Genomic DNA, 25,988 nt, shown 5'->3' on the forward strand with positions numbered 1-25,988 from the left:
ACAACCGCCCCGGAACCGCTGGCAATTCTTGCCGATTGATCTTGGTCGGAAAATCTCTACCGGGATATACTCCCTGCACGCTCACGGAATCGAGCGACATTCCAAACTCGACGTTTCAGCGCAAGGCATGGAGGCATAGCGTGAATAAGTTTCTCGTCGTCGGAGTCGACACAGTCGTCGGAGCCAATCTCGCGCTTTGCTTGTCCGATAAATATCAGGTCGCCACCTGGCATCCTACTGACAAGTTTGACATCGCAGGTTGCGACGCCATGGATCCAGACGCTGAACCAGCAAGCGTCATCGAACAATCGCAGCCCGACTGGATTATCTACTGCGGATCGGAATCACGATCCGCCTGGGAAGCAAACACCGTTGATCGAATCGACGAGTCCATCGTCGCCCAAGCTGCCGAGTGGGCTTCAGCTGCCAAGCAGAGCAATGCTCGATTCGCGATGGTCTCTTCGGATGCAGTCTTTAGTGGACCGTGGATGTTCCACGATGAAGAGAGCATTGGAGAGTGCCAGACTCTGCAAGCCATGACGATTCGAGCTTCCGAGCAAGCCGTTCTGGAACACGCTCAAGACGCGCTCCTCATTCGCAGCAACGTCTTCGGCTGGTCAGCAGATCCCAACGAAACATGCTGGGTCGAGAATCTGATTCAAACCGTTCGTACACATCGTGTGGTCGAACAGGATGCGACACGCCATGCGACTCCGATTCTGGCGACGGACTTCGCCGCGATCATCGAGCGAGCGTGTGCGGAAAACCTCTCCGGTGTCTTTCATATCGCGGGAGCAGAACGCGTGAGCCCGCTGAAATTCGCTCAACGTCTCGCTGACCAATTCGGCCTTCCGTGGCTCTCTGTCCGCAAAGAAACCACTCTCATGGCTCCTCCGCGTGAGTTTGCTGCGGGAGAAACATCGCTGCAGACGAAACGCATTCGCAAAGCGTTGTGCGTCGCGATGCCACTCCTTTCCGAAGGCCTGATTCGACTTCGTGAACAGCAGGAAAACGGATACTGCGAACGCCTGGTCGGTTCACGCGGCAAAGGACAAATCGCGAAAGCTGCTTAACTCGAAATCGAATTGAATATAGAGATCGCTCATTCCTCCTCGTTCGAGCGATCTTCTGATTCGACCCCAGACGGCTCTGTTGACCCCTCGGCAGAGTCGTCTTTTTCTTTTGTATCCGGCGTCGGAACCGGCTCTACATTTTCCGCTTCGCCATCGCCGGGAGCCTTAGATGGCAATTCCGGGCTGGGTGGTCTGCCAGGTACAGCGACTTCTTCGACGTTAGATTCCTCAGACTTGAGAGGGCCGCCGAAAGGCTCCGGTGGACTCGCAACATATTGACTTCGCTGAGAAACTGATCGCCACGATCCTAGGGTCACCGGAATGACCAGTCGGTCTCTGCCTCGAATGACTGCGAAAATGACCTGATCTCCGACGTCGAACGCTTTCAGTTCCTCAACGAGATGCGGAAAGTTTCGAATCGGAGTCTTGTTGAGTCCAATGATTAAATCGTTCGGCTGAAGTCCCGCATCGGCAGCAGCACTTCCTTCAACGACTTCTCCCACAGCGCACAGCCCGCCCGTGTTGTCTCCCTGAATTCCAAGACACGCCCCGCGTTCCTGAATCGACAACCCCGGCAAAGATGCTGCCAGAACGAACAAATCATTAACGCTGACACTGGCCCCTTCGATGAGATAGACCGTTAAATCGCGGTGATTAGAGAGTCGCTGCAGATGCCAAAGATCTTCCTTGGTCCCGGACCAGTCTTCGTGAAGGTAAACGGATTTCAGGACAGACGGAGGTCCGAACCCCACGCCGATTCCGGGCAGAACTGCGACGCTCGATTCAAAAAGCCAGAGGCCTTGAATGTTCGCATCGGGAGCATAATAAACGAATTCGCCTCCCAGCTTTTCGATCGCCTGCCGCGCTCGCGATTCGCGAAGGCGAGCATTCGCGCGTAGGACCTCACCGGCATCGATTGAGGCAACTCCGCCTGCATTTCGTAGATCTTCGAGAACTCGTTCTGCGATTTCACCTCGCCAGCCTTCATCGCCCAGAAAGATCACTTCCAGAATATCGACGATTCGACCAGCTTGTTCAGAATCAGCGTCTCGAACCGCTTGTCCGAGTTTCGGAATCTGCGCTTCCGAAAGCGCTGTCAGTCGGCGACGAGCTCCTTCGCGCACAACGAAAGACTCGCTGGTCAGATTTCTGATCACAGACTCAAGATCGGCATCCTCAACGACGGATTCGTCAGCCAGCGAAACCTGAGCAATCGAATTCAGTGCGAATGCCATCGTCGCGACAGCCACAACCTTCCAGTACATGCAACCCTTCCCGATGAACGCGTCGATTCGACGCTGACGGTCGACGATCGATTTTCACTCAAAACAATTCTGTCTTCTCATTCTCGGAACCGCTGACTGGTTGGCAAGTGTAAACCCCTATTTCTCCTGACATTACCAGCTTTGTCACTTCGCCTTTGTCCACGAAAGGAAACGCCCGACGAGCAGAGATTTAGAGCGAGTCAGCCTCAACCTCATCTCAGTCGCCCGACAATTCTCAGCGTCAGAGCATCAGTTTTCGGATGCAACAACCTTGTTTGTGGAACTGAGTTCAATTCGATGAGTGGGAATCTCAATCGCCGACACCGGTCACTCCCGCCATGAATGCATGCGTGCTAGCTTATTGATTCATCAATACCGAATCGCACACTCGCACTCTCCTGACGAGGATTGACAATGTTCGCAGTTCAAATGTTAGGCAATTTTCATCGAGGACTCAGTTTCTTCGCGCTGCTGGTCGCCGCTTTTGTATTTGACGGAAGTGAACGGCTGGCCGCGAATGAACCTCCGAACATTCTGATCATCATGGCGGATGACTGCACTTACAGCGATTTGCCGATGTACGGAGGCGAGAACGCGAAGACTCCGAATCTCGATCGGCTCGCCGCCCAAAGCCTTGTCTTCAATCGAGCTTACCTGAGTGAAGCGATGTGTCAGCCCTGCCGAGCTGAGTTGTATTCGGGACAGTATCCGATGCGAAATGGATGTGCGTGGAACCATTCATCAAGTCGTCCAACAACGACTAGCCTCCCGCAACACTTGGAGCCGCTTGGATATCGAGTCGGGCTGGCAGGCAAAGTTCATGTTCTTCCTCCAAAAGCCTTTCCTTTCGAATCAGTAGCTGGGTTCGACAAGAACTGTGTTCGCAATCCAACGACCGCCCACGACCTTTCAGGCGTCAGCGAATTCATCAGCCGGGAAAAACAGGAACCGTTTTGCCTCGTGGTGGCGCTCGTCGAACCTCACGTTCCGTGGGTGATGGGAGATCCATCTCAATACCCTCCTGCGAAACTCAAGCTTCCGCCGAACCTCGCTGATACTGAACGCACGCGAGATGACTATTCCCGCTACCTTGCCGAGATCACTTACATGGACTCACAAATCGGCGATTTGTTGCAAGTTCTGGAAGCATCCGGCAAAGCTGACGACACGCTCGTTCTGTTCACGTCCGAACAAGGAGCACAGTTCCCGGGATGCAAATGGACCAACTGGGACACCGGGTTGCACACCGCCCTGGTTGCTCGCTGGCCCGGAAAAGTCTCACCCGGAATTAGGACCGACGCTCTCGTTCAATACGCTGACGTGGCCCCCACTTTGGTCGAGTTGGCTGGCGGAAATCCGAAAGATCACCAATACGATGGAACCAGCTTCGCTGGTGTTCTGACCGGTGAAAGCGATGAACATCGCCAGTTCGTGTACGGAGTTCACAACAACATTCCAGAGGGCCCCGCTTATCCCACTCGGACCATCAGCGACGGGACTTTTCGCCTCATCGAAAATCTCACGCCCGATGCCATCTACATCGAAAAACACCTGATGGGATCACGGGGAGATGGTTCGCTCAATAACCCGTACTGGGCAACCTGGGTCTGGGACAGTGCAGAGAGCCCGGAAACTTACAACCTTGTGAAGCGTTACACTTCCCGCCCAGCCAAGGAACTCTACAAGACTTCCGATGACCCATACGAACTGACCAACCTGGCAGACCTTCCGGAGTATTCAGCGATACAGAATCGACTCGAAACCGAACTCGAACGCTGGATGAACGAGCAAGGTGACCCGGGAATTGCTCAAGACACGAAAGAAGCCCATCAGGCAGCAAAAAAAGGAAAGCATCTCTACTTTCCGAAAGACTGAGCCGACGTCAGGAAGGCGACACTCATCACCAGTTCAAGCACGATCGCTCAGCCAAAGTTCAATGGGTGAACTTGGCTGAGCCGTCGGTTCAGATCCCGACTGGGCACTGGATGAAGCTCTGTAATCCCCGGTAATGTTCCTAGTTGCCTTCGTTGCTAGAATCGAATTGAATTCGAAGTTCCACCGAACCATCGTTATCGTCCAGTGAACCCCAGTCATCTCGGCAGCGCACGAACAGGTCTCCATCATTCGGCGCTGTCCATGTGCTCACCGCTCCGATCTCGAATTCTTCTGAGAGTTCGTAGTCCGAAAAGATGGCCCCGACGAGAACACCTGAACCGGTTTGACCTCCGCCCGCTCCGAGCAGCGGACCGTCGCTGCTGAGGCTCCATTCTCCTTTGGCAACGAATGAATAAGTTTGATCTTTCTTGACCGACACACCCGTCGCTTGCCAGCCTCGACCGGCTCGCACTTTCGAGGTCACTCGCGATCGACTCGATAGAGGTCGGAACTTCGTTTTCCAATCCCAACTACACAAATCGCAACGATAGTTCTTGGTCAGATCCTTCAAGAACTGTCGATACTCGAAGTCGATTTCAGGAATCTGCGGACCGTAGACCTTTGCGAAGCTCACGTTTCTCTCAGCAAGCAAAGCCAACCCGAGCGGTCGGAACTTGGGCGAGTAATTGTCGTTGAATCCCAGCAGATGACAGAGAGCCCATCGCCATGAATAATTCTGCCACGAATCGCCAGTCTGTTCGAGCGGATTGTCGACAAGGTCACGAAGCGGTTTGGGAGGATGAGAAGTCAGATATTCGATGACGTAATCGCTCGCGTTGACTCCCTTCTCTCCTTCACGCCAGTACTTTCCAACTTCGGCCATCCCTTCGGAATACCAGACCGGTCCTGTCCCGCCGAAGGTTCCCCCGCAATACGCATGGACAGCTTCATGCTGCGGATTCTCTCGAGCAGCGGTCGCGTACACGATGGTTTCCGCATCGACTTTCGGACCACCTACGATGGCTTTGTAACGAGTCATCGTGACTCCTCCGCCATCCCGCACGAACTGCACTCCTTCCGGAGACATTCGAGAGATCTCATCGCTCGACCAGTTGGAAAAGTCGTCGATCACAAACATTCGGATCGGCTTCCGATTCGGTCGGCCCCAATAGCCGGAGACCAGGGTTAGCATCTTTTCCAATCGATCGGAGAGTTCTTCTGCCTTCTCCTCCGAAAGGTCGGTATAGATCTGAAAATTCTTCGACTCGATCAATCGCGTTTCTGCATTGATCTGCGGAGCAGGGAGACTGAAGAACACCGCCAGAGACAGCAATCCTACGAGAAGTTTTGCTCGAATTCTCATTTCAATTCGATTCACAGTTTGACCTCAATCTGTCAGTCAACAATGACTGGGGAGAGTGATTGATTTGAGACACGACTTATGTCGTATCGCTGTTCGAGTCGGGTGGAATCATTCCCAGATACTTGCCGAACATTCCAAATCGCCCTTGATGCAGCAGCACCAGATAAGTCGGAACAAGAATCGGGCGCACAAGAAACGTATCGAGCAGCACTCCGAACGCAAGTGCGAAACCAAGTTGCACCATTGCCAGCAAACTCCCGAACATTAACGACGCAAACGTGCCTGCCATAATCAGCCCGCAACTCGAAATGATGTTCCCCGTCTTGGAGAGCGCCACCAGAATTCCTCGAATCGTTCCATGCTTGGCCTGTTCTTCCTGAACGCGTGCCATCAACAAAATGTTGTAGTCCTCGCCCATCGCAACCAAGATTGTGAACAAATAAATCGGCACTTTCCAATCGATCCCGGTAAACGCCGAAGGCGCTCGAAGGTAAAACACCACGAAAGTCACACCCAGCGTGACAAAGTAGCTGAAAACAACACTTACAATTAAATACGCACAAATCGCTGGCTTTCTCAACAGCAGAACCAGCAAAAAGTAGACGACAAGCACGACGAGCACATCAATCCGCCAGCGATCACGATCGGTGGTCGACTTCAAATCTCGAATTCCAGCTGTCGAACCGAGCGAAAGCACCGTGACACCTTCGCGAAGAGATTCGGGAATGGACTCGTAAACAATCTTCTCGATCTCGGCGAGTTTGCGAATCGAAATCCGATCGAAAGGATCGGTGCTGAAAACAAACTCCAAACGCATCACCTGCCCCGCGTGTGCCCCTTTTGTGCTTGTGTAAGTGCGATGCTGATAGTTTCGTTTGGCAACCCTCTCCGGAATACTCAATCCATCCAGATATGTTTGAGCCACTTCCGACCGCCCGAGCGGATGTGTTTGGCTTCGAACGTCGACGATTTCGTAATCCTTCTCGCGAATCTGATCGAGCGACTTCGCGATGTTGTCGGTGATCTGCTGACTCAGCTTCTCAGAGGCGACTGTGCTTGTCAGATTTTCTCCATCCAGTGAGCGCTTCAAGACATCGTCATCGAACTTCACGAGAACCGTCGCTGGCCCGGTGATCCCAGCTGGAAAGTGTTTCTGAATTGCGAACGCGCCTTCAACACTCGGCTCATCTTTCGGAAGATCACTCAGCAAACCGTAGCTGAGATTGCTCTCCTGAGCCCAACCGATGATCGCAAAGGGCATCATCGCCAGCACAGTCACAGCGAAGATCGTCCCCGGTTTACGGTGAAGAGTCTCTGCTATCCGATTCCACACTGCCTCGGGAAGCTGTTGATCCCGGAGCCGGTTCCAAAGCGTCGAGGATGGCAACCAGGAGTCGGACGTATCCAGCTCTTCTCTGCGAACATCCGGCCAGAAAGCCCATTTTCGGAAGAGAAGCAACAACGCCGGCATGAACGTCAACGAACACAACAAAGCGACGAACAGCCCGAAGGAGATCGCAAAGCCCGCTTGGCGAAACTTGCCAAACTCTGCGAATCCCATCATTCCGATGCCGAGAATACTCGTCGCTGCACTCGTTGCCAGCGCTGATCCCACAGACGAAATCGAACGTGTAATCGCCTGCTCGAACGTCGAACCTTGATCGAGTTCTTCTTTGTAGCGAGAGATCAGAAAGAGGCAGTAGTCAACACCTGCTCCGTACACGACGACGGTCACGTAAATCTCAAGCCCGCTGAAAAAGCCAATCCAGTTGAGGTTGGCGAGATGCATCAGCATCGACAGCGTTAGTTCGACTGCCAGCCCGACAGACAGAATCGGAATCAATGCCAGCAAGGGAGCTCGATAGATGAGCAAGAGCAGCACGACGACCAGCACCTTCGTGATCACTTCAGTACGACTAACGCTCTCCCTCTCCGCCCTTAAAATATCGCGTCCCACAGTGGCGGAACCGCTCAGTGCCAGTGCGAGGCCGAATGGCTTTTGCCTGCGAATTTCGGATGAGTTGATCAGCTCTTCAATTCGACTGATGATCTGGCTGTTTTGTCGATTCAGGAATTCGGTATTCAGCTCAATCACGACGAGTGTCGCTCGTCCATCGCGACTCGTCAGCAGAGCGCCCATCCGCTTGTCATCAGGTGCGGAAATGCCCCGCATGACCTGATCTTCAGCGTCGACGATCCGAATCGAGTCCACTGCGGCCGATTCTTCTCCTGACGAAGACGATTGGCCAATTTTTCTCAGCTGAGGAACGAGAACGTAGGCGATAAAGTCACGGTCTTTTTCGGAAATGCCTTCCGGTCGATTCTCTCGGAACAGAACGATCACGACGTTGCTTCCGAGGGGATCTTGCTCGACCGGTGTATCAATCGCTTTTTCTTCGTTGCTTTCAGTCTTTTCACCCGAAGTGGGAAAAGCTTCACGAAACAACGCTTCCGCCCGGCGGCTCGGTGCCTCATCCGACAGAAATGCGAATTCCCCATCCGAAGAGACTCGGTCAGCACGAGGCGAGGTGGCAACTGCGGCGATGCCCACAATGACCCAGAAGACCACCAGGGCGACTGGGTACGACGATACGAACTCTCCGATGCGACGATACATCACTTAGACAACAAGACCTGTTGATATGACCGATGGACGTGGCCCGCTCATCCATTCGGTCGGAAGCGAACTCCGACGGCGATGTTTCCCCTTCCAGTCGGAGTCGATTTCTTTTCGGGTTGATCAGGTGGGTTCTGCAAAGCTTAACAAGTCACAGAGAATGTCCAAGGAACTGCCAAATTCCAACAACGTCTAAATGGATCTGTTCGAACCAACTCGTGACAGGTCCACGGTTGCGACTGGATAGCAGGGTTTCCATGTGCATAGAATGAAGCAGGCAATCGACGATTGTTTCCCGCGCTCTTGGGAAGCTGTCGATGGGTTGCTCATCCTAAATGTTCGATTGTCGGCAGAATCATCAGCATCTTGAGCGATGGCAGAAAAGCGTCGCATGCAGGTTTCCTGATCTGTCACAATATCAAAGAATGTGATTTCAGCCCCTGTTCGAGGATTCTTACGGAAATGGCGACAGCGCCTCAGAATATACGCGCAATTCGAGATGATGGAGTCTTGGAACTTGTCTGGAACGAAGGTCGAACCGACCGCTACCCGTTCCATTTTCTTCGTTGCCAGTGCCCCTGTGCGGCCTGCGTCAACGAGTTCACAGGCGAGCGAATCCTCAATCCTGAAACTGTTCCGAAAGACATTCATCCCGTCGAAATCGGACTGAGTGGAAACTACGCCCTGAAGATTCGATGGAGCGATGAGCACTTCACCGGCCTGTACTCCTGGGATTACCTTGACCAACTTTCCGGGTACAGCGCAGTGACGTCATCAACGGAGGCAAAAACGTGACGGCCTCAACAGGTCCACTCGTCGACAGCTTTGGTCGTCGACACAACAACCTCCGAATCAGCGTCACCGACCGGTGCAACATACGGTGCTTTTACTGTATGCCCGCCGAGAACGTGCAGTTTCTGAAACGGGACAAGCTTCTGACGTTCGAAGAAATTGTTGAGTTTGTACGGCTCATGGTCCCACTGGGGATCAACAAAATTCGGCTCACCGGCGGGGAGCCTCTCGTGCGGAACGAGCTGCATGAACTCGTTCGTATGATTGCTGAGATCGACGGAATCAAAGACATCGGGCTGACGACAAACGGAATTTTTCTCGCTCGTGATGCGCAAAGGCTTTACGACGCGGGACTGAGAAGACTCAACGTCAGCCTCGACGCATTGGACCCCGTCAAATTTCGTGAAGTCACTCGACGCGACGGCTACGAGGAAGTTCTCAAGGGGATTCAGAAAGCTCAGGAAGTCGGCTTCCATCCGATCAAAATCAACGCCGTAGCGATCCGAGGTGTGACCGAGTCAGAAATTGTTCCGTTTGGACAATTCGCCCGTGAATCGGGGTGCGAGGTCCGGTTTATCGAATACATGCCGCTCGACGCGGATGCTGCCTGGGAGCGTGAGAAAGTTCTTTTCGCCGACGAGATCGTTGAAACTCTCTCCCGCGAGATTCAGCCTTTGATTCCGATTAGAGAAGTCGAAGCAGAGCAACCATCTACGGATTTCGTCTTTGAAGACGGAATCGGGCGTATTGGTTTCATTCCGTCAGTCAGCAAACCATTCTGCGATCACTGCAATCGCTTTCGCCTGACCGCCGACGGGAAGCTTCGCAACTGCCTCTTCAGCCTGGAAGAGACCGACATCCGAGACCTTCTCCGCGCAGGCGGCATGGAAGAAAAGATCATCGCAGCTGTTCGCGAATCAATCGCAGGCAAATGGGCCGGACATCACATCAACGATCCCGACTTCCAACAGCCCGAACGACCGATGTATTCGATCGGCGGATAGCGCCGAGTCGTCAGATCTGACCATGACTTTTGCAACTGACTCGAAAGAGGCGATGGCAGAGGTCAGTTGTTCGACTCTGCACCATCCTCGAACCAGTACGGGCCTTCTTCGATGATCTCGCTGTATTTCTCTTTCGCGAGTTTGGTGAGCCGGTCAAAGACTTCGGGATGACTTGCTGAGACTTCGTGCTCTTCGGCGATGTCTTCAGAAATATGATAGAGTTCAAACTGTTCCAATGATGAAGATTTCAGCTTAGGAACGACGCCTCGCTGCAGGGAGCCCCCTGACGGCATATCCGATCCTCCGCTCCATTGGGCCACGATTTTCCAGTCACCATCGCGAAGAGCGAACTGACGATTTCCGGTCCCGCCGTAGTAATGCCAGAACAGCGGCTCTTCTCGTTCAATTTCGGCCCCGTTCCAAAGTTTGACTAGGCTTGTGCCGTCTAGAATCTTGGAGGTCGGCAACTCGATATCGACGAGTTCACATACTGTTGGAAGCAGATCGACGCTGCCAACTGGAACATCACTCACCTGACCCGGAGAAATGGTCCCTGTCCAGCGAACAATCCCCGGAACACGAATTCCTCCTTCGTAAACGTGCAACTTCATCCCACGTAGCGGACCGGGTGAACCGTGTGAACGCCAGGCATTTTGATACCGGTTCAGAGTTTCTGGACCATTGTCAGATGTGAAGACAATGAGAGTCTCTTCGCCCAAATTTTGATTGTCGACAGCTTCCACAATGCGCCCGACTGCTTTGTCCATGTTCGAGACATTGGCGTAATAGAGGGCCTCTCCACGCTTCTTTGCATCGGGATATTCTTGCACCAGATCCTCGGGTGAAGCGATCGGTTCATGCGGTTCGTGAAAACAGACAAACATGAAAAACGGGGTGGCTGCATCGTCTCGATCGTTCAGCCAGCGAATTGCTTCGTCCGCAACAAGTTGGCATGAAAACCCGGTCTGTTCGCCAACTGGTTCGCCGTTGCGAACAAAATTCTTGGGGTTCTCATGCGAGGGCCCCGCGTTGTTGTGAGTTGAGAACCAGTGATCGAAGCCGTGATCGTTCGGTTGAGTATGCGCTGGATCGTTAAACAGACCGTTCAAATGCCACTTCCCAACGTGACAGGTTTCGTATCCAGATTGCTTCAACAACGTCGCGATCGTGGTTTCATCCCGTTTGAGGTACATCGGATTCTTTGGAGCAATCCACGAGTAGATTCCTGATCGAGTCGGAATCCGCCCCGTCATCAGGCCGGCACGTGCTGGGGAGCAGAGTGGCGAAGCGGAGTAGCAAGACGTGAGTCGCATGCCCTCATCAGCCAGTTGGTCGAGATGAGGCGTTTGGATGGTCGGATGGCCAAAACAACTCAAGTCCCCATAGCCCAGATCATCGCAAAGAATCACAAGCACGTTGGGAGTCTTCTGATCAGCGGCAGATACCCAATGACCTGCCAGTGAAATGAAGATTGCCATGAAGCAGCTGAGCGAGCGCGGATGCAACATATCTGTGTCGACCTTATCGAGCGGGAATCTTCTGTCCGCTTCAATCGATCATGATTCGACCGAAATTGAAGCGACAAACGTCTACAGAAACAGAGTTCAACAGCCTGCTATAGAGCTGACAACGAAATTCTATCAATCACATAAGCATCACCAGACCTTCGAGATCACGGAGTCGTGAATAGACAGCAATCACGTGCGAAGCTGTCTCCATCGTCGGTTCAACAGTGACACTGACATGGCGTCCCCCGCTTGATGTTCGCGTCGAAAAACGGGGTTCGCTGTCCTCTTCCAGCTCCAGACGAACGGCGGCAAGCACGCGTCCGACGAAGTGGTCATCTGCATGACCAATCACTTTGAACCGATATTCACATGGGAAATTGTGAATCGATTCGAGCAATTCGACTGTCGGGAGTCCTTCTTCCATTTTCGTAACCTCGGGTCCCCAAAACTTGTTTGTTGTGGCGACTATTGAATCCAAAAGATGGGGGCAGTGAGCATGACTCGTTCTTGAGCGAGAAAATCAAGCTGCAGCAAAACCTGTTGGAGCATGCGAACACGTTCTGGATCGATGTTCGAAACGGTTGGTTCGATCGCCGACCAGATGCCAAGCGAAAGGCGTTTGTTGTTGTCTTGCCGTTGCGGATTCAGTTCATCGACGAGTTCTTCGACGAAGTTCTTCACTCGAGGAATCGTTCGAACTTCGTAGTCATCGAGTTCCAGTTCCTCGGCCAGATCAGAAATCGCATCTTCCAGCGAGCCGAGTTCATCCACGAGACCAAGTTCCAGCGCCTGCTGACCGGTGTAAACACGTCCGCCGGCGATGTCGTCGATTGGTTTGGCCAGTTTGCCTTCGCGACCTGTTGTCACGTGATCCTTGAAGACTCCGTAAATCGTGTCCATCCATGACTGAAGTTCTTCCCGTTCGCCATCCTGAAACGGCTGTGACGAACTCAGGATGCCCGCACGAGCACCTCGTTGAACCGGTTCAAAGTTGATTCCAATCCGTCCCCACATGTTCGCAGTCGCCAGTTTCCCAGCGACGACACCAATCGATCCGGTAATCGTGTTTTCGCTTGCATAAATCTTGCTCGCACGACACGAAACGTAATACCCGCCGCTGGCAGCGTAGTCGCCCATCGAGACAACAACCGGTTTCTTCTCCTGCAGACGCATGATCGACTGCAGCATCACTTCACTGGCAGTTGCCGATCCTCCCGGAGAATTCACGCGGACGACGACTCCACGAACGCGAGGTTCATAGACAAGTGAATCTAGGGCTTTGCGAATTTCCTCGCTAAAGGCACCACTCACTGATCCGAATGGAGAGACACTTTTCTTTCCGAGCATGATCGCTCCGTCGATGTGCACGACGGCGATGGCGTCTTTTGTGGAACGCTGAGTCTTTGGCCCGGAGAGAATCTCTGCCCACAACTGAAGAGCAGCGAATGGGTTGTTGAGGTCAATTTCCGGTCCGGTTTTCTTCTTGTAGTTCTTGTCAAATTTGACGGTCACGCCGTGCTTCTCTTTCACGAAGGCAGTCAATCCGTCGCGAGTTTCAACAGCATCAGTCAACCCAGCTTCTTTGGCTGTCTCGGCGGAGTACAGACCTTGATTGACCCATTCTTCGACCTTCGCCACATCCACTCCGCGACCATTGGCGATGGTTTGTTTGAGACCTTCGTAGAGGCCGTCGTAAAGCCACTTTGTCATCTCTTCGTTTTGTTCACTTGGCCCTTTTCGCATGAACTGTTCAGCAGCACTTTTGTAGGCTCCGCAAGTGAGGAACTCTGGCTCGACGCCGACGAGATCCAACAATCCGCGAAGATACATTTGCTCGCCGTAGATGCCATTGATCCAGGCATCACCTGTCGGAGACAGACTGATTCGCTCAGCACCGCTGACAACTGCGTATGCTCCCATACGAGTTGAATCTGCGTGGGCGTAAACCGGTTTGTCTTCAGCAGCTTTCTTGATCACGCTTCCCAGTTCGGTGACCTGAGCCATGCCGAAACTTGAGCTACCGTACAGCAGGACAATCGCAGCGACATCGTCATCTTTCGCTGCTTCGTTGATCCGGACAGTGAAGCTGCGAAGTGATTCTCCTCCAACTTCGCCGAAGATCGGATCATCTGGAGTCGGCTTGTCAGTCAGCGGAAGAGTCAAATCAAAGACAGCCACCGTGCCTGGTAGCTTTTCCTTGTCTTGCGCAAATCCTGAATTCGAATGGAACAGCTGAACCGCCAATGCGGTCAGGGCGAGCATGACTGTTGTTCGACGAAGCATCGATTCACTTTCCCAACGATAATGAGGCGTTGCAGTCAGCGACTGCGATGACTCAGATTCTATTTGAGGAGACAGCACTTGAGACCGTAGCCGCAAGTCTAATTTGAATAGTGTCGTTATGAATGATCCATTTCCATGAGATACCTGCGTTCTTCCATCCTTGAATCGAAGCTAAGCCAGCTCGTGTAAATCCCCGACTGCCAAAGATGGAATTCTCTCAGGTCTCGGTCGGCATTGTGAAGGTCGCATGACCCGAAATGGATCTCCATCACTGTAGCTCGACATCTCTGCAGATACTATCTTGAGGCAGAGACATCGACACTGACAAGTCCAGAATCTTCTCAAGCAGTCGATTCGCTGCGAAGACAACTTTGCAAACCGAAGTGAACCAAACAGCTGCGGATGCGTTCCAAATTGCAGAGAACGATATCTGCAATTGAAATCGTTCGAGGCAAGCAGCGTGAATTGTTGAGTGCCGGGATCAAAGAATTGAAGACGAGGATGGCCACATGGCGGAATTGATCGAAGCGATCTTTGAACAGCTTTCCGAACACTGGTCGAAGATCGTTTCCGCAGCCCTGTTTGCTCTGATCGGTTGGGTCCTCGGGAAGCGAAAAGCCGCACAGGACTGGCAGAAGAGAGAGTTCTACGACCGGCTGAATATCTCTCTCAATCTTCTTCAGGACGGAAAACTCAAGCTGCGCACCTTGAATGAGACACTGTGCAAGTCCGTCTTCCCGAACTCACAGGCAGCTCAGGCGGTCATCGACGCTGCAAAGAAGACGACGCCAGAGAATCCGATCCTCGATCTTCCGAAAGAAGACTACTGGTATTTTCTGAACGCTGTATTGAACGAGATATCAGAACAGTTCGCGGCTGGTGTGATCCGTGAAGACCTGGGAATGTCGGTCGTTTCTGATGAGTACCTGATCTGCCTGACAAGCGAAGCCGATGGGGGGATTCGAATGCGAAAGGTTCGCGTGCTGATGATCAAAAAGTCACTCCTCACTTCGCTTCCGGAAGAAACTCCGAAACTCGAACGGGAAACACACATCACGCGCTGGCAGACTCTCAAAAAGCTGGCAGCAGCGTACGAGAAAGCACCGCATCAGTTCTTGTCGATCTTCATCAGCCAATAAACGGCGGCAAACCGCTCGCGATCAATCTCAGTCCAGAAACTGAGATGTTTGAGAGATTGTGCGTGTCACGCTTGAAGAAGTATGCAAATCTCCAAACAATTCGCGCATGTGCGCGACTGACCGCGTTAAGATCTTTGAAATTGTCGACTGAAACTCCCCGAAAGTACTGACGGAATGATGCTTGCGAAACTTGTGACCGCCCTGGACTGGAAGGTTTCCGGAAAATGGACCTTTCTTTCGATCGTGGTCGGCATCGTTGCGGGAGTCGGGGGAATCATCTTTCAGATCCTCGGCCAGTTGGTCATCCACTACACCCTTTATCAAATTGCCGGGTACTCTCCGCCCGAAGCGATGGGTGAGAATTCGCTCTTCCATCACGAGCACTCTGGGTTCTCACCGTGGTTGATCGTGGCGGTCATGTCCGTCGGCGGACTTGTTTCCGGGTGGCTCGTCTACACGTTCGCTCCCGAAGCAGAAGGACACGGGACCGACGCTGCCATCGATGCCTTTCACAATAAACGTGGTCGCATTCGAGGACGAATTCCATTCGTCAAAACACTTTCGTCAGCGATTACGCTTGGAACAGGTGGATCGGGAGGACGAGAAGGTCCGATCGCGCAGATCGGAGCTTCATTCGGATCGTATCTCGGAAAGGTTCTCAAACTTCCCTCTCGTGACCGGCGAATCCTTCTCGCAGCTGGCATGGGTGCTGGGGTCGGAGCAGTCTTCCGTGCTCCACTTGCAGGCGCTCTGTTCGCAGCTGAGATTCTCTACAGCGAAAGCGATTTCGAAGCGGAGGTCATTATCCCGGCAGCGACTGCGTCGATCATTGGATACAGCGTCTATGGACTTTGGCTACCAGAGGGAACCCATCACACGCCGCTGTTCGGCAATGATTTGACCTACACTGCCGGTCATCCGATGGAACTGTTCCTGTATGCCGTCCTCGCGGTTTTCCTCGTCGCTTTCGGAGTGGCGTACATCAAGACGTTCTACGGCATCCATTCACTCTTTGCCAAACTTCCAATTCCCCGCGTCTTGCGACCGGCTCTTGGAGCAGGATTGGCAGGAACGATTGGAATTCTTCTCTTCTACTTCTGGGACAGCGAAGAACATACTCTGGCTGTACTGGCAACTGGCTACGGAACACTTCAGACCGCACTGACTTCGGCATCGGATGTCGGAATTCCGCTGCTGCTGGCCATTGCCGGAGTCAAGATATTGACGACGTCTCTCACAATCTCTTCCGGAGGTTCGGGGGGTGTATTCGGACCGTCGATGGTGATTGGCGGATGCGTTGGTGCGGCGGTCGGTCTGGTCTTTCATGACTTCTGGCCGGAACTTGTTCCCAATCCGGAATCGTTTGCAATCGTCGGAATGGCGGGATTCTTCGCCGGGTGCGCTCATGCCCCATTCTCGACGATCATCATGGTCTCCGAAATGACCGGAGGGTACGGGCTGCTGCTCCCAACAATGTGGGTCTCCACGTTGACGTTCGTGATGGGGCGACCTTGGAAACTTTATTCCAAACAGGTTCCGACTCGACTTGAGTCCCCTGCCCATCGCGGTGACTTCCTGGTCGATGTTCTCGAAGGGATTTCCGTCAAAGACGTTTTCCATCAGCGAAAACGTTTAGTGCTGATTCCCGAAGGTATGCCGCTGGCGGACATCGTTCACAAGATCGCCGAGACGAGACAGCACTACTTTCCTGTTGTCGACTCGCACGGAAACATGGTGGGGATCTTTTCAGGTGACGACGTTCGGTCTTACCTGTACGATGAAACACTATGGAAACTCGCCAACGCGCGAGACGTGATGACTTCCCGAGTCGTTTGTGTCACCCCTGAAGACGATTTGAATACTGCCCTGAGATGTTTCACCGCCGTTGCCATCGATGAACTTCCCGTCGTCGATGCCGTTGATCGCGGGAAGCTATTGGGAACACTGCGACACAAAGAAGTCATTGCCTCCTACAATCGTCGCTTAATGGAGTACAAGAAAGCAGTAGAAGAACAGGACTGAGTCGGGCTGTCGATTTTTCAGACCTGTTTCTCACTTGAAAGAACCCATTCACTGGCTGATGAGTGGAAACGATCGAGTGATCGGACGAGAATGAATGTCTTGTTCGAGCCGTTGGGCAAAGAAAAGCCACCGTTGCGAGGTCACAGATGCGAATTCACCGAAGCAGGAAGAATCCATAGATGCGGTGGTTGAAATTCGTGCTGCTCGGCATCGGTTTCGTTGTGGTTGCGTTGTTCGCAGCGACAGTGATCTCGGCGGTTGCCGACTCCATGTTCGACAAATGGCAGCTCGTCTTTCTCAGAAAAGATTCCATCTCGGAAACCTTGCTCCTGAGCTTGGGATGCGGAACCGCTGTCGCTTTGATTGCCATCCTGCATCAGTACGAACGACAGCTCATCTCTTCCTGGCTCGGGAGAACTTTGCTCGTGCTTCGCTTGTTGCTCGTTCTGATTCTGTTCCTCACGCTTCTCGAACCGATGTGGACTTGGAGTTATGACGACGAGCGTTCGGGGCGAGTCTTGGTGGCACTCGATGTGTCCGAAAGCATGGACACCCACGACAGTCATGCCAGCCTGAGGGAGAAACTCAGCTGGGCACGGTCGATGGGAGTTTTTGGGAACGAGGAAGCCCAACAGCGGGTCGATCGCTGGATGGATGAACTGGAATCCGGCAACTCGCCGACTTGGGTCACTGTCGAAGAAGAACCCGATCCTGTGAAACGGGAGCAGCTGGCAAAACTTCGCAAAGCCGATATCGACCAGACTCTCGAAAACGTTACAGAATATTCACGGCTCGAACTCGCTCTTCGTTCTCTTGCTGGCCCGCAGGACTCGTTTCTCGATCAACTCTCCGAACTCGTCGAAGCGGAAGTGGCGATGTTCGCGGTCGATTATAACTCGACAGATCGAGCAGCTCTCAAGAAACTCATCGCGGCTCCGAAGATCGAAGTTCCGCGTAATTCTTCATTTCTCATGGAAGCAATGCGGGCAGCGCTGGCCAGTCCCGACGCAGAGACACCTCTTCAAGGCCTCGTCCTGTTTTCGGATGGGCGCGACACGTCCGACCTTTCGTCCGACCAACTGGTCCAACGCATCGCCGATCTCAACGTGCCGGTCCATACGGTTGTCCTCGGATCGGAGATTCGACCGAGAGATCTCTCCGTCACTCATATCGAAGCCAGTGAAACAGTCTTCAAAGATGACACCCCAACCGTAAAGGGAATCTTGCAATCGTTCGGCTTCGACAATGAAGATGTGACCGTTTTCATCGACTGGATCGACGATCCGCAACGAGATCCCCTCCAACAGATTGTGAATGTCAACAGCCAGACGACGGAAGTCGACTTCACTTTGGATGAACTCCCCGTGGGAAGGCATCGTTTTCGATTGCGGACAAGTCCGGCTGCCGATGAACTACGCGAAGACAATAACGCACGCGAGTTTGCGATCGACGTTATTGATGACAGTGCACAGGTCTTGTTGATTGACAACTCCGGCAGATGGGAGTTTCGATTTCTCTCGACAGCTCTCGAACGCGACAAACGAGTCACGCTTCAAAAGATTCTGTTCGAGCAACCGTTTCTGGGAGTCCTTCCGAAACCGTTCTTCCTCAACGACATCGAAGGTGTTCGAACTGAAGACGGGGTTTTGAAGAATCCGACGACGACTCGTTATTCCAACTTCGATTGCGTCATCGTGGGAGACGTTTCACCGCATCACATGCCAGTCGAAGAGTGGAAGCAACTCGAAAAGTACGTCCGCGAAGAAGGCGGAACGCTGGTTCTGACAGCTGGCAAGAAGGAGTTTCCTAACAGCTATCGAGGAACAATCGTCGACAGTTTGTTGCCGATTGAACGACTGCGAGTCATTGATCTGCAAGGTGCTGACCAACTTCAACCGCCCGAGCTGCGTGGGTTTCGACTTTCCATCACACCTGATGGACAGCGTCTGGGAATGTTTCAGTTAGGTGACGACTGGAATCTGTCGCGACAAATCTGGGCAACCTTGCCGGGACACAGTTGGGGCATCACGGGTCGAGCAAAAGGAGCTGCGACGGTGATGGCGACGGCCGCGATTCCCGGAGCAAACCGCACACTCGAAGATGAACGCGATTCCGGCCTGATCGTGCAGCAGCACATTGGCTCCGGACAAGTTTTGTGGATCGGAATCGACAGCACCTGGCGATGGCGATTCCGCGTCGGCGATGAGTACCATCACCGCTTCTGGGGCCAGCTGATTCGATGGGCCATCAACTTTAAAGCTTCCGGAAGCAACGATCTTGCCCGGATTTCATTGACTCCTTCGGTCATCTCAGAGGGTGAAACGACTGTCTTCCAAGCTCGCTGGGTCGAACAATTTGTTCAGCAGCACCCGGACGTTGCCGCCTTCGCATTCATTGAGTCACCAACCGATCCCGATTTCCTCAGACGCGTCCCGCTTCGACGACAACATTCCAAGCCGCCCATCGACGAAGGAACGATCGGGGATCTGGAACCAGGCGAATACCGAGTTAGCCTCGACGTTCCGGGATTCAGCGATGAACAGGAGAAAATCGAAACAGCCCTGATCGTTAATGAAGTCATTTCGCAGGAACTTGCCGACATCAGCACAAATCAGGAACTTCTCGAGAGACTCGCTGCTCAGACAGGCGGGCAGTTCTTTCACCTGCACGAAGTCGACCGGATTCCCGAGCTGTTTCGAAACATCAACAAGACCGTCTCGATTCGCGAGGAAATCCCGCTCTGGGGCCACTGGTCGATTCTGCTCATCTTTTCAATCGTCGCCACCACCGAATGGGTGATGCGAAAACTCAACGGACTCCCCTAACCGTCACAAATTGGACGCCGAAGCTGAGTTGAAGATCCTTGCTTCAATCGCACACCAGTACTGGGCGACCTCAGCCGGGATTCTAACGAAGCGGTGATGGGACGAGATTGGAGAACAGTTTCAGCGAGTATAGTGAAGCCACGCCAATGGCTTAGGCGTGCTGTTTTCCGCGTCCGATGATCAACGCACCGCCGATGAACGCGTATTTGTCCGTCTGGCGCTGCCAGCGAACATCGAGCAGTAGCGCGACCTGACCAGCCCCGTACAGATCGAACTCGGCGATCACGTAATCGGTCTCGATGGCCTCATCGAACGCAAAACCAACCCCGTGGGGCGAGATATCTCGCGTGATGCCGACGATAGGTTGTTGCGTCACTGAAATGGCTTGATTGCCGTTCAACTCAACGGGATAGAGATAAATCGGCTCATCAAATTTGACACGCGATTCTCCACGCCGTTCGAGGCTTTTCGTCAGCGAAATTGGACAGCCGCTGAACGCGGAGAAAGCGAGACCGTGACATTCCTTGATCCTTTCGACGATTCGCGGAATTTCATCCACATCGAAAGTAATCTCAAATTTCATGATGTCATGAGTTGAGGGAGTCATGGTACGAATTCCATTGATGCGATCCGAGCTTTCAGAGCAAGGTGCCCGTTCCTGTGCCCCTGCTTGAGCACTCCGCTCCAATGTTTTGAGCCTGATTCGAAATGACAGACAGACGAAAGCAGAATCAAAAGTGCTCGCGTAACTGTAGCTCGATTCTGAACGCAACAATCGGCAATCTCCAGAATGACGCCCGAATCGGCAAAAATTGCCATTCAAAGCGTTAAAGGTGGTTAACTCTACAGATTAGCTTGAAAAAATCGGCGCTCTCACCCCACATCAATCATCAATTGGGAAAGTTGATTCCCTGATAGAACCGATGTAACTGCTACGACAGGAATTTCTCCGTACATTGAGATATGGCCTCATGACAGTTCATCGCATTCCCATTCTCCTGGTCACACTGTTCGTCAGTGGCTGCCAGTGCTTTCAGATTTCGGAACGATACGGTGACTGCATCGATCGGATTGCCGACACTCAGTGCTATTTCGATCGATTCTATATCGAAAAGCTGGACCTGACGCGGATTCGCTGCAATCACAAAATGTGTGGGAAGCACTATTGCCCACCCGTGGCTGTCTATCCGGATCGGTACATTCCGTCGGCGACCCGGCCTCAAACAGGCCCCACCAACAGCGATATCATTCCGCCCAGCCCGCCGATCGAAGATCTTCCGCGGGAGTTTGAACGGGAATTGGAAGACGAATTGAAATCGACGCTTCCAGAAGCTGTCCCTTCACCACCTGAACCGCTGGAACTGAAGCCGACCGAAATTCCGGACAGCGAAATTCCGCTGCCAATTCCGGAGTCAGAGACCTCCATGTCCGTCAGTCCGATCTCGATGGAAATCGAAATGACAGATCAAGAGGACCTGACGATCGAAGCTGCACAGATCCTTGATCTCGAATCGTTTGAGGTCGTCGAAGTCTCGAAAGCAGAACCGACTTCACAAGCGGCTCGAAGCACAAACACATCCACCCAGGAGACCGCACCGCGGGCTGTTCAACCAGTCGCGGTTCCACCAGCTCCCCTCTCGCAAACTCCCGCTCAACCAATCACTCAGACAGCCACTGTCGCTCAGCCTGTCAGTGCAGCACCGAGCAACGAAGTTGAGAAAGGCCAGGAAGTCCAGCGGAAGCCAGTCTCGGCCCCATCCTCAGTCGCACCATCACCGCGCTTGCAGTATCAATGGCGGTCCGCTCAATAGTGCGATGGACGAGTGATCAACTCCAATCCGGCCTAGTCGACGATCGTTCCTGTTTCGGGACTGGAAGCGGTTGCGTAAAGTTTTTTCGGAATTCGCCCTGCGTGGTAGGCCATTCGTCCTGCTAGGCAGGCGTGCCGCATCGCATCAGCCATTAATAGCGGATTGCGAGCGCTGGCAATGCCGGTATTCAAGAGTACGCCATCGCATCCGAGTTCCATCGCCACAGCGACATCACTCGCTGTCCCGACTCCCGCGTCGATGATCACAGGATAGTCCGGGTCGTTCTCCTTAAGGTACTCTAGGCAGATCTTCAGGTTGTTAGGATTCAAGATCCCCTGCCCACTTCCAATCGGGCTGCCGGCAGGCATCACAGAAGTTGCTCCAGCGTCTTTGAGTCGCTTCGCTGTGATTGGATCGTCAGTCGTGTAACACAACACCTGAAATCCGTCTGCGACGAGTTTCTCGGTCGCCTCCAGAGTTGCAACCGGGTCCGGAAGCAGGGTCTTTTTGTCTCCTAGAACTTCAAGTTTGACCCAGTCCGCGCCGGGATTCTCCAGCCCTTCCAGAATCTCTCGGCCCAGGCGAGCAACACGAATCGCGTCGTCAGCCTGAAAACAACCGGCGGTGTTCGGGAGAATCGTGTAGCGATTGAGATCAATGAAATCGAGAATATTGCGACCGTCAGCATCAACGAGACGTTCTCGCCGAACCGCGACCGTGATGACGTCCGCTTCACTCGCAGCCAGACACTGCTGCATCAACTCGAATGTCTCGTACTTCCCAGTTCCCACGATCAACCTCGACCCGAGTTGATGGGTGCCGATCTTCAGGGGTTGGTCGAGCTTTTCAACGGACGTTGTCATTGGTCTCTCTGGCTTCAATCTATCTTCAAGTCGTGTCTGGCATCTTCTCTCGAGAACTCAATTCCTCGGAGAAAAATTCACCAAACATGTCGCAAACAGTCTGTGACTCCGCGAGCCCGCTTTCATGTCACCGAACTCGGAAGTTCTTCGACAATTCTCAGCTGCCGGCAAATCAACAATCTGAGATTGTAGCGAAAGACGTCCTCGGTGAGCGACTGCACGCACCTCATATCGAAGAGGACCAATCCAGCCTCAAAAAGCGAAAACCATTCTCCGCCAATTTTGGTCCTCATTCACTGCCAGATTCTGGCAGTCAGAACATCGATTGACCGGGCAACTGTTTTTATGCGAAACTTTGTTTCGACTGGAGAATTCAACCGGGAGTGGGAGTCGGAAATCGCTGCGAAGCGAGTGAGGAGCTCATCGAGATTTTCTCGCTGACAGTATTTCGGTGTGAGACTTCCGAACGCGGAAACTTACTGACTTCACGACAGTTGCGACGTTCAAGGAAGAACTTTCAATGACGAAACAAAAATCCCGCTGGCTTGCCGAATACGCCGCATTCCGGCTCATCACCTGCGTCGTCGAAATTCTTTCCGTGCGGCAGACGATTCGAATCGCGGAATTTGTGGGCTGGGCGTTTGTGAATGTCCTCCCGAAAAAGCTGACGCGTTACCACGTCGCTGCCGAGAATTTGCAACACGCATTCGGGCCAGATCTCTCCGACAAAGAAGTTGAACGGCTGATCGAGGGGATGTGGGTTCATCTGTTTCGCCTGGTGGCCGAAATCATTCAGTTTCCGAGACGGCTGCACAAGGACAACTTTCGCGACGTGATCCGATTTCGAAATCGGAAAATGTGTGCCGAAGCGCTGAATTCTGGTCGGACGATTCTGATGCTCGGCGGACATTTCGGAAACTGGGAAGCACTCACAGCGACGTTCGGGATTTTTGGTTATCCGATGGGAATCGTGGCTCGAGAACTCGACAACCCCTATCTCCACCAATGGTTTGTCCGCACTCGGGAAGTCACCGGTCACAGACTTCTGCTGAAACAGGGCGGCTGGGATGGAATGGTCGAAATCCTGCAGTCTGGCGGAAACCTCGGATTGCTGTGCGATCAAGACGCTGGCAAGCGCGGGATCTTCGTTGAGTTCTTCAACCGTCCCGCTTCGACCTTTCGCTCACTGGCACTGATGGCCATCGAACACGATGCCCTCGTCGTAACCGGCTACGGGGTCAGACTCCCTGATGACGAAGATGAATCTCGCTGGGTCCGTTTTGAAGCGGGCTGCGAAGATGTCTTTGATGTTCGCGAAATCGAAGGTGACGACGAAGTTCGAGCCATCACCGAACGATTCACGAAAGCTCTAGAACAAGCGATTCGAAGACACCCCGAGCAATATTTCTGGGTGCACCGACGATGGAAATCAGTGCCCCGCGAACGAAAACGAGCCCGCAAAGCTGCGGCGTGACTCGGCTACGAAACCACAATCTCCAACCAAAGACATCCAGTCAATAATCACTGAGGCGAGCCATCTCTGTTCGAAACTGTCTGAGAAGGAACACATAAGCACTGGCTATCGTCTGGAACTCATTCAAATGTCGTTTGTACTGCCTCGCACAAGCGAACTCAGCTCTTAATTGAGTGAGAACGCGCAGGCGAGTACACCGGAAAAAGCCAAGTGCTCTAACGGCCTGCCGGTGCCCACTTCACTTCGAAGTCGAAGATGTTTTCTCCTTCCGCTTGAACAGTCGCATTCAAGCGAGTGTCGGTATTGAACTCTCTGGAAATCATCGGCTCAGGAGCCTTTTCCTGAGTTCGATCCTCTTCGAACTTTCCATGTGCGAGATCGATAATGTGTTGCGGAATCGTTTCGACGATCACTCTGAAGGTCCCCGGCCAGGGACCCTTCTCCGCCTCAATCGCGTATTGACCATCTTCGACCAATGACGTCGCGACAGGTCCCGATGTTCCACTTGCGGGGCGGAAGGTGATGCGCCCGAACTTCAATGGCTCACTATCAACCCGAATACTTCCGGATACCGAAACGCCTGGAACCGGTTCCGGCTCACTGCAACCCATTCCAACAATCGCGAGAAACCCCAAAAGGGTTATCCAAGTTGAATCTGTTCGTTTCAAAAACATTACTTTGAGCTAGCTCCTGAGTGCGATTTCCGTGTTCGTTCGGAACCGCTATTTCCTCTTGAATCTTTTCTCTGCGAAGGCAACGGGCCTCTCGAGCATCCCTCACTTCTTCGCAGGCGCAGTCTTCGATAAGAAGTTGACGAAATGTTGCTCTTCACTGCATCCGGCATGACGATGAGCAAATCTCTCGTCCAAAAGCTTTGTATCAACAAAACCTGGCTTTAGAATTCGCCGACAACTTCTCCATCTTTCCGATTGGCCAGCCGATCGAGGATCGCCGCGTCGATTTCTGTAGCGATGGATTTCACTGAACCGTCGCAAAGAACGAAATTCACTCCACCGGGGTGATAGCTGCGGAATGTCTCCCACGAATTAAAATCGTAAGGATCACTCAGCGTATTGACATTAAACTGACCTGCAGTTGACCCAGTGGAAAATGCTTGAGGATAACTTGTATGCCAAGTCGTCCAGGCCCCTTGTGACCCGGAACCGGTGTCTGCAAAGTTGGTCAATTTGTGCGCTAATTCGCCAACGAGAAATGTGTTCGACGTCCCATCACGATTGTTAACCGAAGCGATAGACGTTGGTTTAACAACCACCGGTCGACCGAGTGCTCCATAAACATAGTTGAAATAATCGACGATTGCCCCATTGTTGTCATTTCGACGGTAGTACATTGAACCTGTCGAAAGCGCGTAGCTGCTCGCTGGCAAATACTGACATGCGCCAGGGATGGAATCCGATGGACAGATATAGACCGAAACGGTTTGTTTGCGGGCTTCAGTCCGCGATGCCCCGCCCTCTTCGAACTTCGCAAACAGATTGGCCTGTTCAAGAAAAGGCAAGATCGCGACGAATGCCGTATCGGCCCGTGAAATTCCAGATGCTGTCGGCGGCAGAAGCTCGAATGTCTCATCATAGTTGTGCATGGCCAGACCAATTTGCTTTAAATTATTCTTGCACTGCATTCGACGAGCCGATTCACGTGCCTGCTGCACCGCTGGAAGGAGCATAGCCACAAGCGTTCCGACCACTGCCATGACAACCAGTAACTCAATGAGAGTAAAACCTCTCAATCGGAAGACCATTCGACCTGTGGGACTTAACTCCATTTCGTGAAATTCCTTGTTATGAGTGTCCGTCTCACGGATCATCGTAATTGGCAACGTCGACAGACATGATTCGCATTCTATAAGTGTTTCAAATTCCATTTGAGATTGACTCCACGAAACTTGAACGATTCAGCGAAACGCAAAACTGCAAAACCCACTCCATCGAGTGAACATTTGCAAGCAACACAATATAAAGACGCGAATTAATCGCTGGATAGATGCCACTAAAAACAGGAGTGACACATAGATCACGACGGTTTGATTGATGGAAAGATATGAGAAAATGGG

The 25,988-nt window shown here is 52.8% G+C and carries 18 protein-coding genes and 1 pseudogene; 9 read left to right on the forward strand and 10 right to left on the reverse strand.

From position 1 onward, the window contains the following. The first annotated feature begins 140 nt into the window (after nucleotides 1-140). Complete coding sequence (locus tag AB1L42_RS14680) at nucleotides 141-1,073, forward strand: sugar nucleotide-binding protein (RefSeq protein WP_367057044.1); 933 nt, start codon at nucleotides 141-143, stop codon at nucleotides 1,071-1,073. Between the two features lie 29 nt (nucleotides 1,074-1,102). On the opposite strand, the gene AB1L42_RS14685 is transcribed toward AB1L42_RS14680, so the two are convergent. Then, entirely contained in the window at nucleotides 1,103-2,338 is a 1,236-nt protein-coding gene (locus AB1L42_RS14685; RefSeq protein WP_367057047.1) for a PDZ domain-containing protein, read from the reverse strand. 414 nt (nucleotides 2,339-2,752) lie between these two features. On the opposite strand from AB1L42_RS14685, the gene AB1L42_RS14690 reads away from it, so the two are divergent. Then, nucleotides 2,753-4,213, forward strand: a complete 1,461-nt coding sequence (locus AB1L42_RS14690; protein WP_367057050.1) for a sulfatase — start codon at nucleotides 2,753-2,755, stop codon at nucleotides 4,211-4,213. Nucleotides 4,214-4,352: 139 nt separating this feature from the next. Here AB1L42_RS14690 and AB1L42_RS14695 read toward each other — a convergent pair whose 3' ends face one another. Both AB1L42_RS14695 and AB1L42_RS14700 read right to left on the reverse strand, forming a co-directional pair. Then, nucleotides 4,353-5,591 (reverse strand): hypothetical protein, encoded by a 1,239-nt coding sequence (locus AB1L42_RS14695; protein WP_367057053.1) that lies wholly within the window; start codon nucleotides 5,589-5,591, stop codon nucleotides 4,353-4,355. Nucleotides 5,592-5,652: 61 nt separating this feature from the next. Next, entirely contained in the window at nucleotides 5,653-8,193 is a 2,541-nt protein-coding gene (locus tag AB1L42_RS14700; RefSeq protein WP_367057056.1) for an MMPL family transporter, read from the reverse strand. Nucleotides 8,194-8,655: 462 nt separating this feature from the next. Here AB1L42_RS14700 and AB1L42_RS14705 point away from each other — a divergent pair, with 462 nt between their 5' ends. Next, entirely contained in the window at nucleotides 8,656-8,988 is a 333-nt protein-coding gene (locus AB1L42_RS14705) for a DUF971 domain-containing protein (protein ID WP_367057059.1), read from the forward strand. Next, nucleotides 8,985-9,989: a GTP 3',8-cyclase MoaA gene (gene moaA / locus AB1L42_RS14710; RefSeq protein ID WP_367057062.1), complete on the forward strand. Its 1,005-nt coding sequence runs from the start codon at nucleotides 8,985-8,987 to the stop codon at nucleotides 9,987-9,989. Before AB1L42_RS14705 ends, moaA begins: the two co-directional genes overlap by 4 nt. A 62-nt stretch (nucleotides 9,990-10,051) precedes the next feature. Here moaA and AB1L42_RS14715 read toward each other — a convergent pair whose 3' ends face one another. The 3 genes from AB1L42_RS14715 to sppA form a co-directional block, all read right to left on the reverse strand. After that, nucleotides 10,052-11,467 carry a sulfatase-like hydrolase/transferase gene (locus tag AB1L42_RS14715; protein WP_367057065.1) on the reverse strand — a complete coding sequence of 472 codons (1,416 nt, stop codon included), beginning with the start codon at nucleotides 11,465-11,467 and terminating at the stop codon, nucleotides 10,052-10,054. Between the two features lie 166 nt (nucleotides 11,468-11,633). Beyond that, a complete protein-coding gene (locus tag AB1L42_RS14720) occupies nucleotides 11,634-11,921 on the reverse strand; it encodes a DUF493 domain-containing protein (RefSeq protein WP_367057068.1) in 288 nt (95 codons plus the stop codon). 41 nt (nucleotides 11,922-11,962) lie between these two features. Further along, nucleotides 11,963-13,780 carry a signal peptide peptidase SppA gene (gene sppA, locus AB1L42_RS14725; protein WP_367057071.1) on the reverse strand — a complete coding sequence of 606 codons (1,818 nt, stop codon included), beginning with the start codon at nucleotides 13,778-13,780 and terminating at the stop codon, nucleotides 11,963-11,965. Nucleotides 13,781-14,289: 509 nt separating this feature from the next. Here sppA and AB1L42_RS14730 point away from each other — a divergent pair. From AB1L42_RS14730 to AB1L42_RS14740, 3 genes are all read left to right on the forward strand, one after another. Continuing rightward, nucleotides 14,290-14,919 carry a hypothetical protein gene (locus tag AB1L42_RS14730; protein ID WP_367057074.1) on the forward strand — a complete coding sequence of 210 codons (630 nt, stop codon included), beginning with the start codon at nucleotides 14,290-14,292 and terminating at the stop codon, nucleotides 14,917-14,919. 174 nt (nucleotides 14,920-15,093) lie between these two features. Then, on the forward strand, nucleotides 15,094-16,941 hold the full coding sequence (locus AB1L42_RS14735; RefSeq protein WP_367057077.1) for a chloride channel protein: 1,848 nt from the start codon (nucleotides 15,094-15,096) through the stop codon (nucleotides 16,939-16,941). A 179-nt stretch (nucleotides 16,942-17,120) separates the two neighbouring features. Next, nucleotides 17,121-19,766 (forward strand): hypothetical protein, encoded by a 2,646-nt coding sequence (locus AB1L42_RS14740; protein ID WP_367057080.1) that lies wholly within the window; start codon nucleotides 17,121-17,123, stop codon nucleotides 19,764-19,766. 151 nt (nucleotides 19,767-19,917) lie between these two features. Here the strand turns inward: AB1L42_RS14740 and AB1L42_RS14745 are convergent, their stop codons facing one another. Next, the gene (locus AB1L42_RS14745) at nucleotides 19,918-20,373 is read right to left on the reverse strand and encodes a hypothetical protein (RefSeq protein WP_367057083.1); all 456 of its coding nucleotides are present in this window, start codon (nucleotides 20,371-20,373) and stop codon (nucleotides 19,918-19,920) included. 364 nt (nucleotides 20,374-20,737) lie between these two features. On the opposite strand from AB1L42_RS14745, the gene AB1L42_RS14750 reads away from it, so the two are divergent. Further along, the gene (locus tag AB1L42_RS14750; RefSeq protein WP_367057086.1) at nucleotides 20,738-21,577 is read left to right on the forward strand and encodes a hypothetical protein; all 840 of its coding nucleotides are present in this window, start codon (nucleotides 20,738-20,740) and stop codon (nucleotides 21,575-21,577) included. A 32-nt stretch (nucleotides 21,578-21,609) separates the two neighbouring features. On the opposite strand, the gene AB1L42_RS14755 is transcribed toward AB1L42_RS14750, so the two are convergent. Beyond that, on the reverse strand, nucleotides 21,610-22,440 hold the full coding sequence (locus AB1L42_RS14755; protein WP_367057089.1) for a thiazole synthase: 831 nt from the start codon (nucleotides 22,438-22,440) through the stop codon (nucleotides 21,610-21,612). Nucleotides 22,441-22,954: 514 nt separating this feature from the next. Between AB1L42_RS14755 and AB1L42_RS14760 the strand changes: the two are divergent. Beyond that, a pseudogene (locus AB1L42_RS14760) lies at nucleotides 22,955-23,914 on the forward strand (lysophospholipid acyltransferase family protein); the annotation flags it as partial. Between the two features lie 215 nt (nucleotides 23,915-24,129). Here AB1L42_RS14760 and AB1L42_RS14765 read toward each other — a convergent pair. Together AB1L42_RS14765 and AB1L42_RS14770 are read right to left on the reverse strand one after the other, a co-directional pair. Continuing rightward, complete coding sequence (locus AB1L42_RS14765; RefSeq protein WP_367057092.1) at nucleotides 24,130-24,525, reverse strand: hypothetical protein; 396 nt, start codon at nucleotides 24,523-24,525, stop codon at nucleotides 24,130-24,132. 284 nt (nucleotides 24,526-24,809) lie between these two features. Next, the gene (locus AB1L42_RS14770) at nucleotides 24,810-25,700 is read right to left on the reverse strand and encodes a DUF1559 domain-containing protein (protein ID WP_367057095.1); all 891 of its coding nucleotides are present in this window, start codon (nucleotides 25,698-25,700) and stop codon (nucleotides 24,810-24,812) included. Nucleotides 25,701-25,988: the final 288 nt, after the last annotated feature.

It is taken from the genome of Thalassoglobus sp. JC818, from assembly GCF_040717535.1.
GTDB lineage: Bacteria > Planctomycetota > Planctomycetia > Planctomycetales > Planctomycetaceae > Thalassoglobus.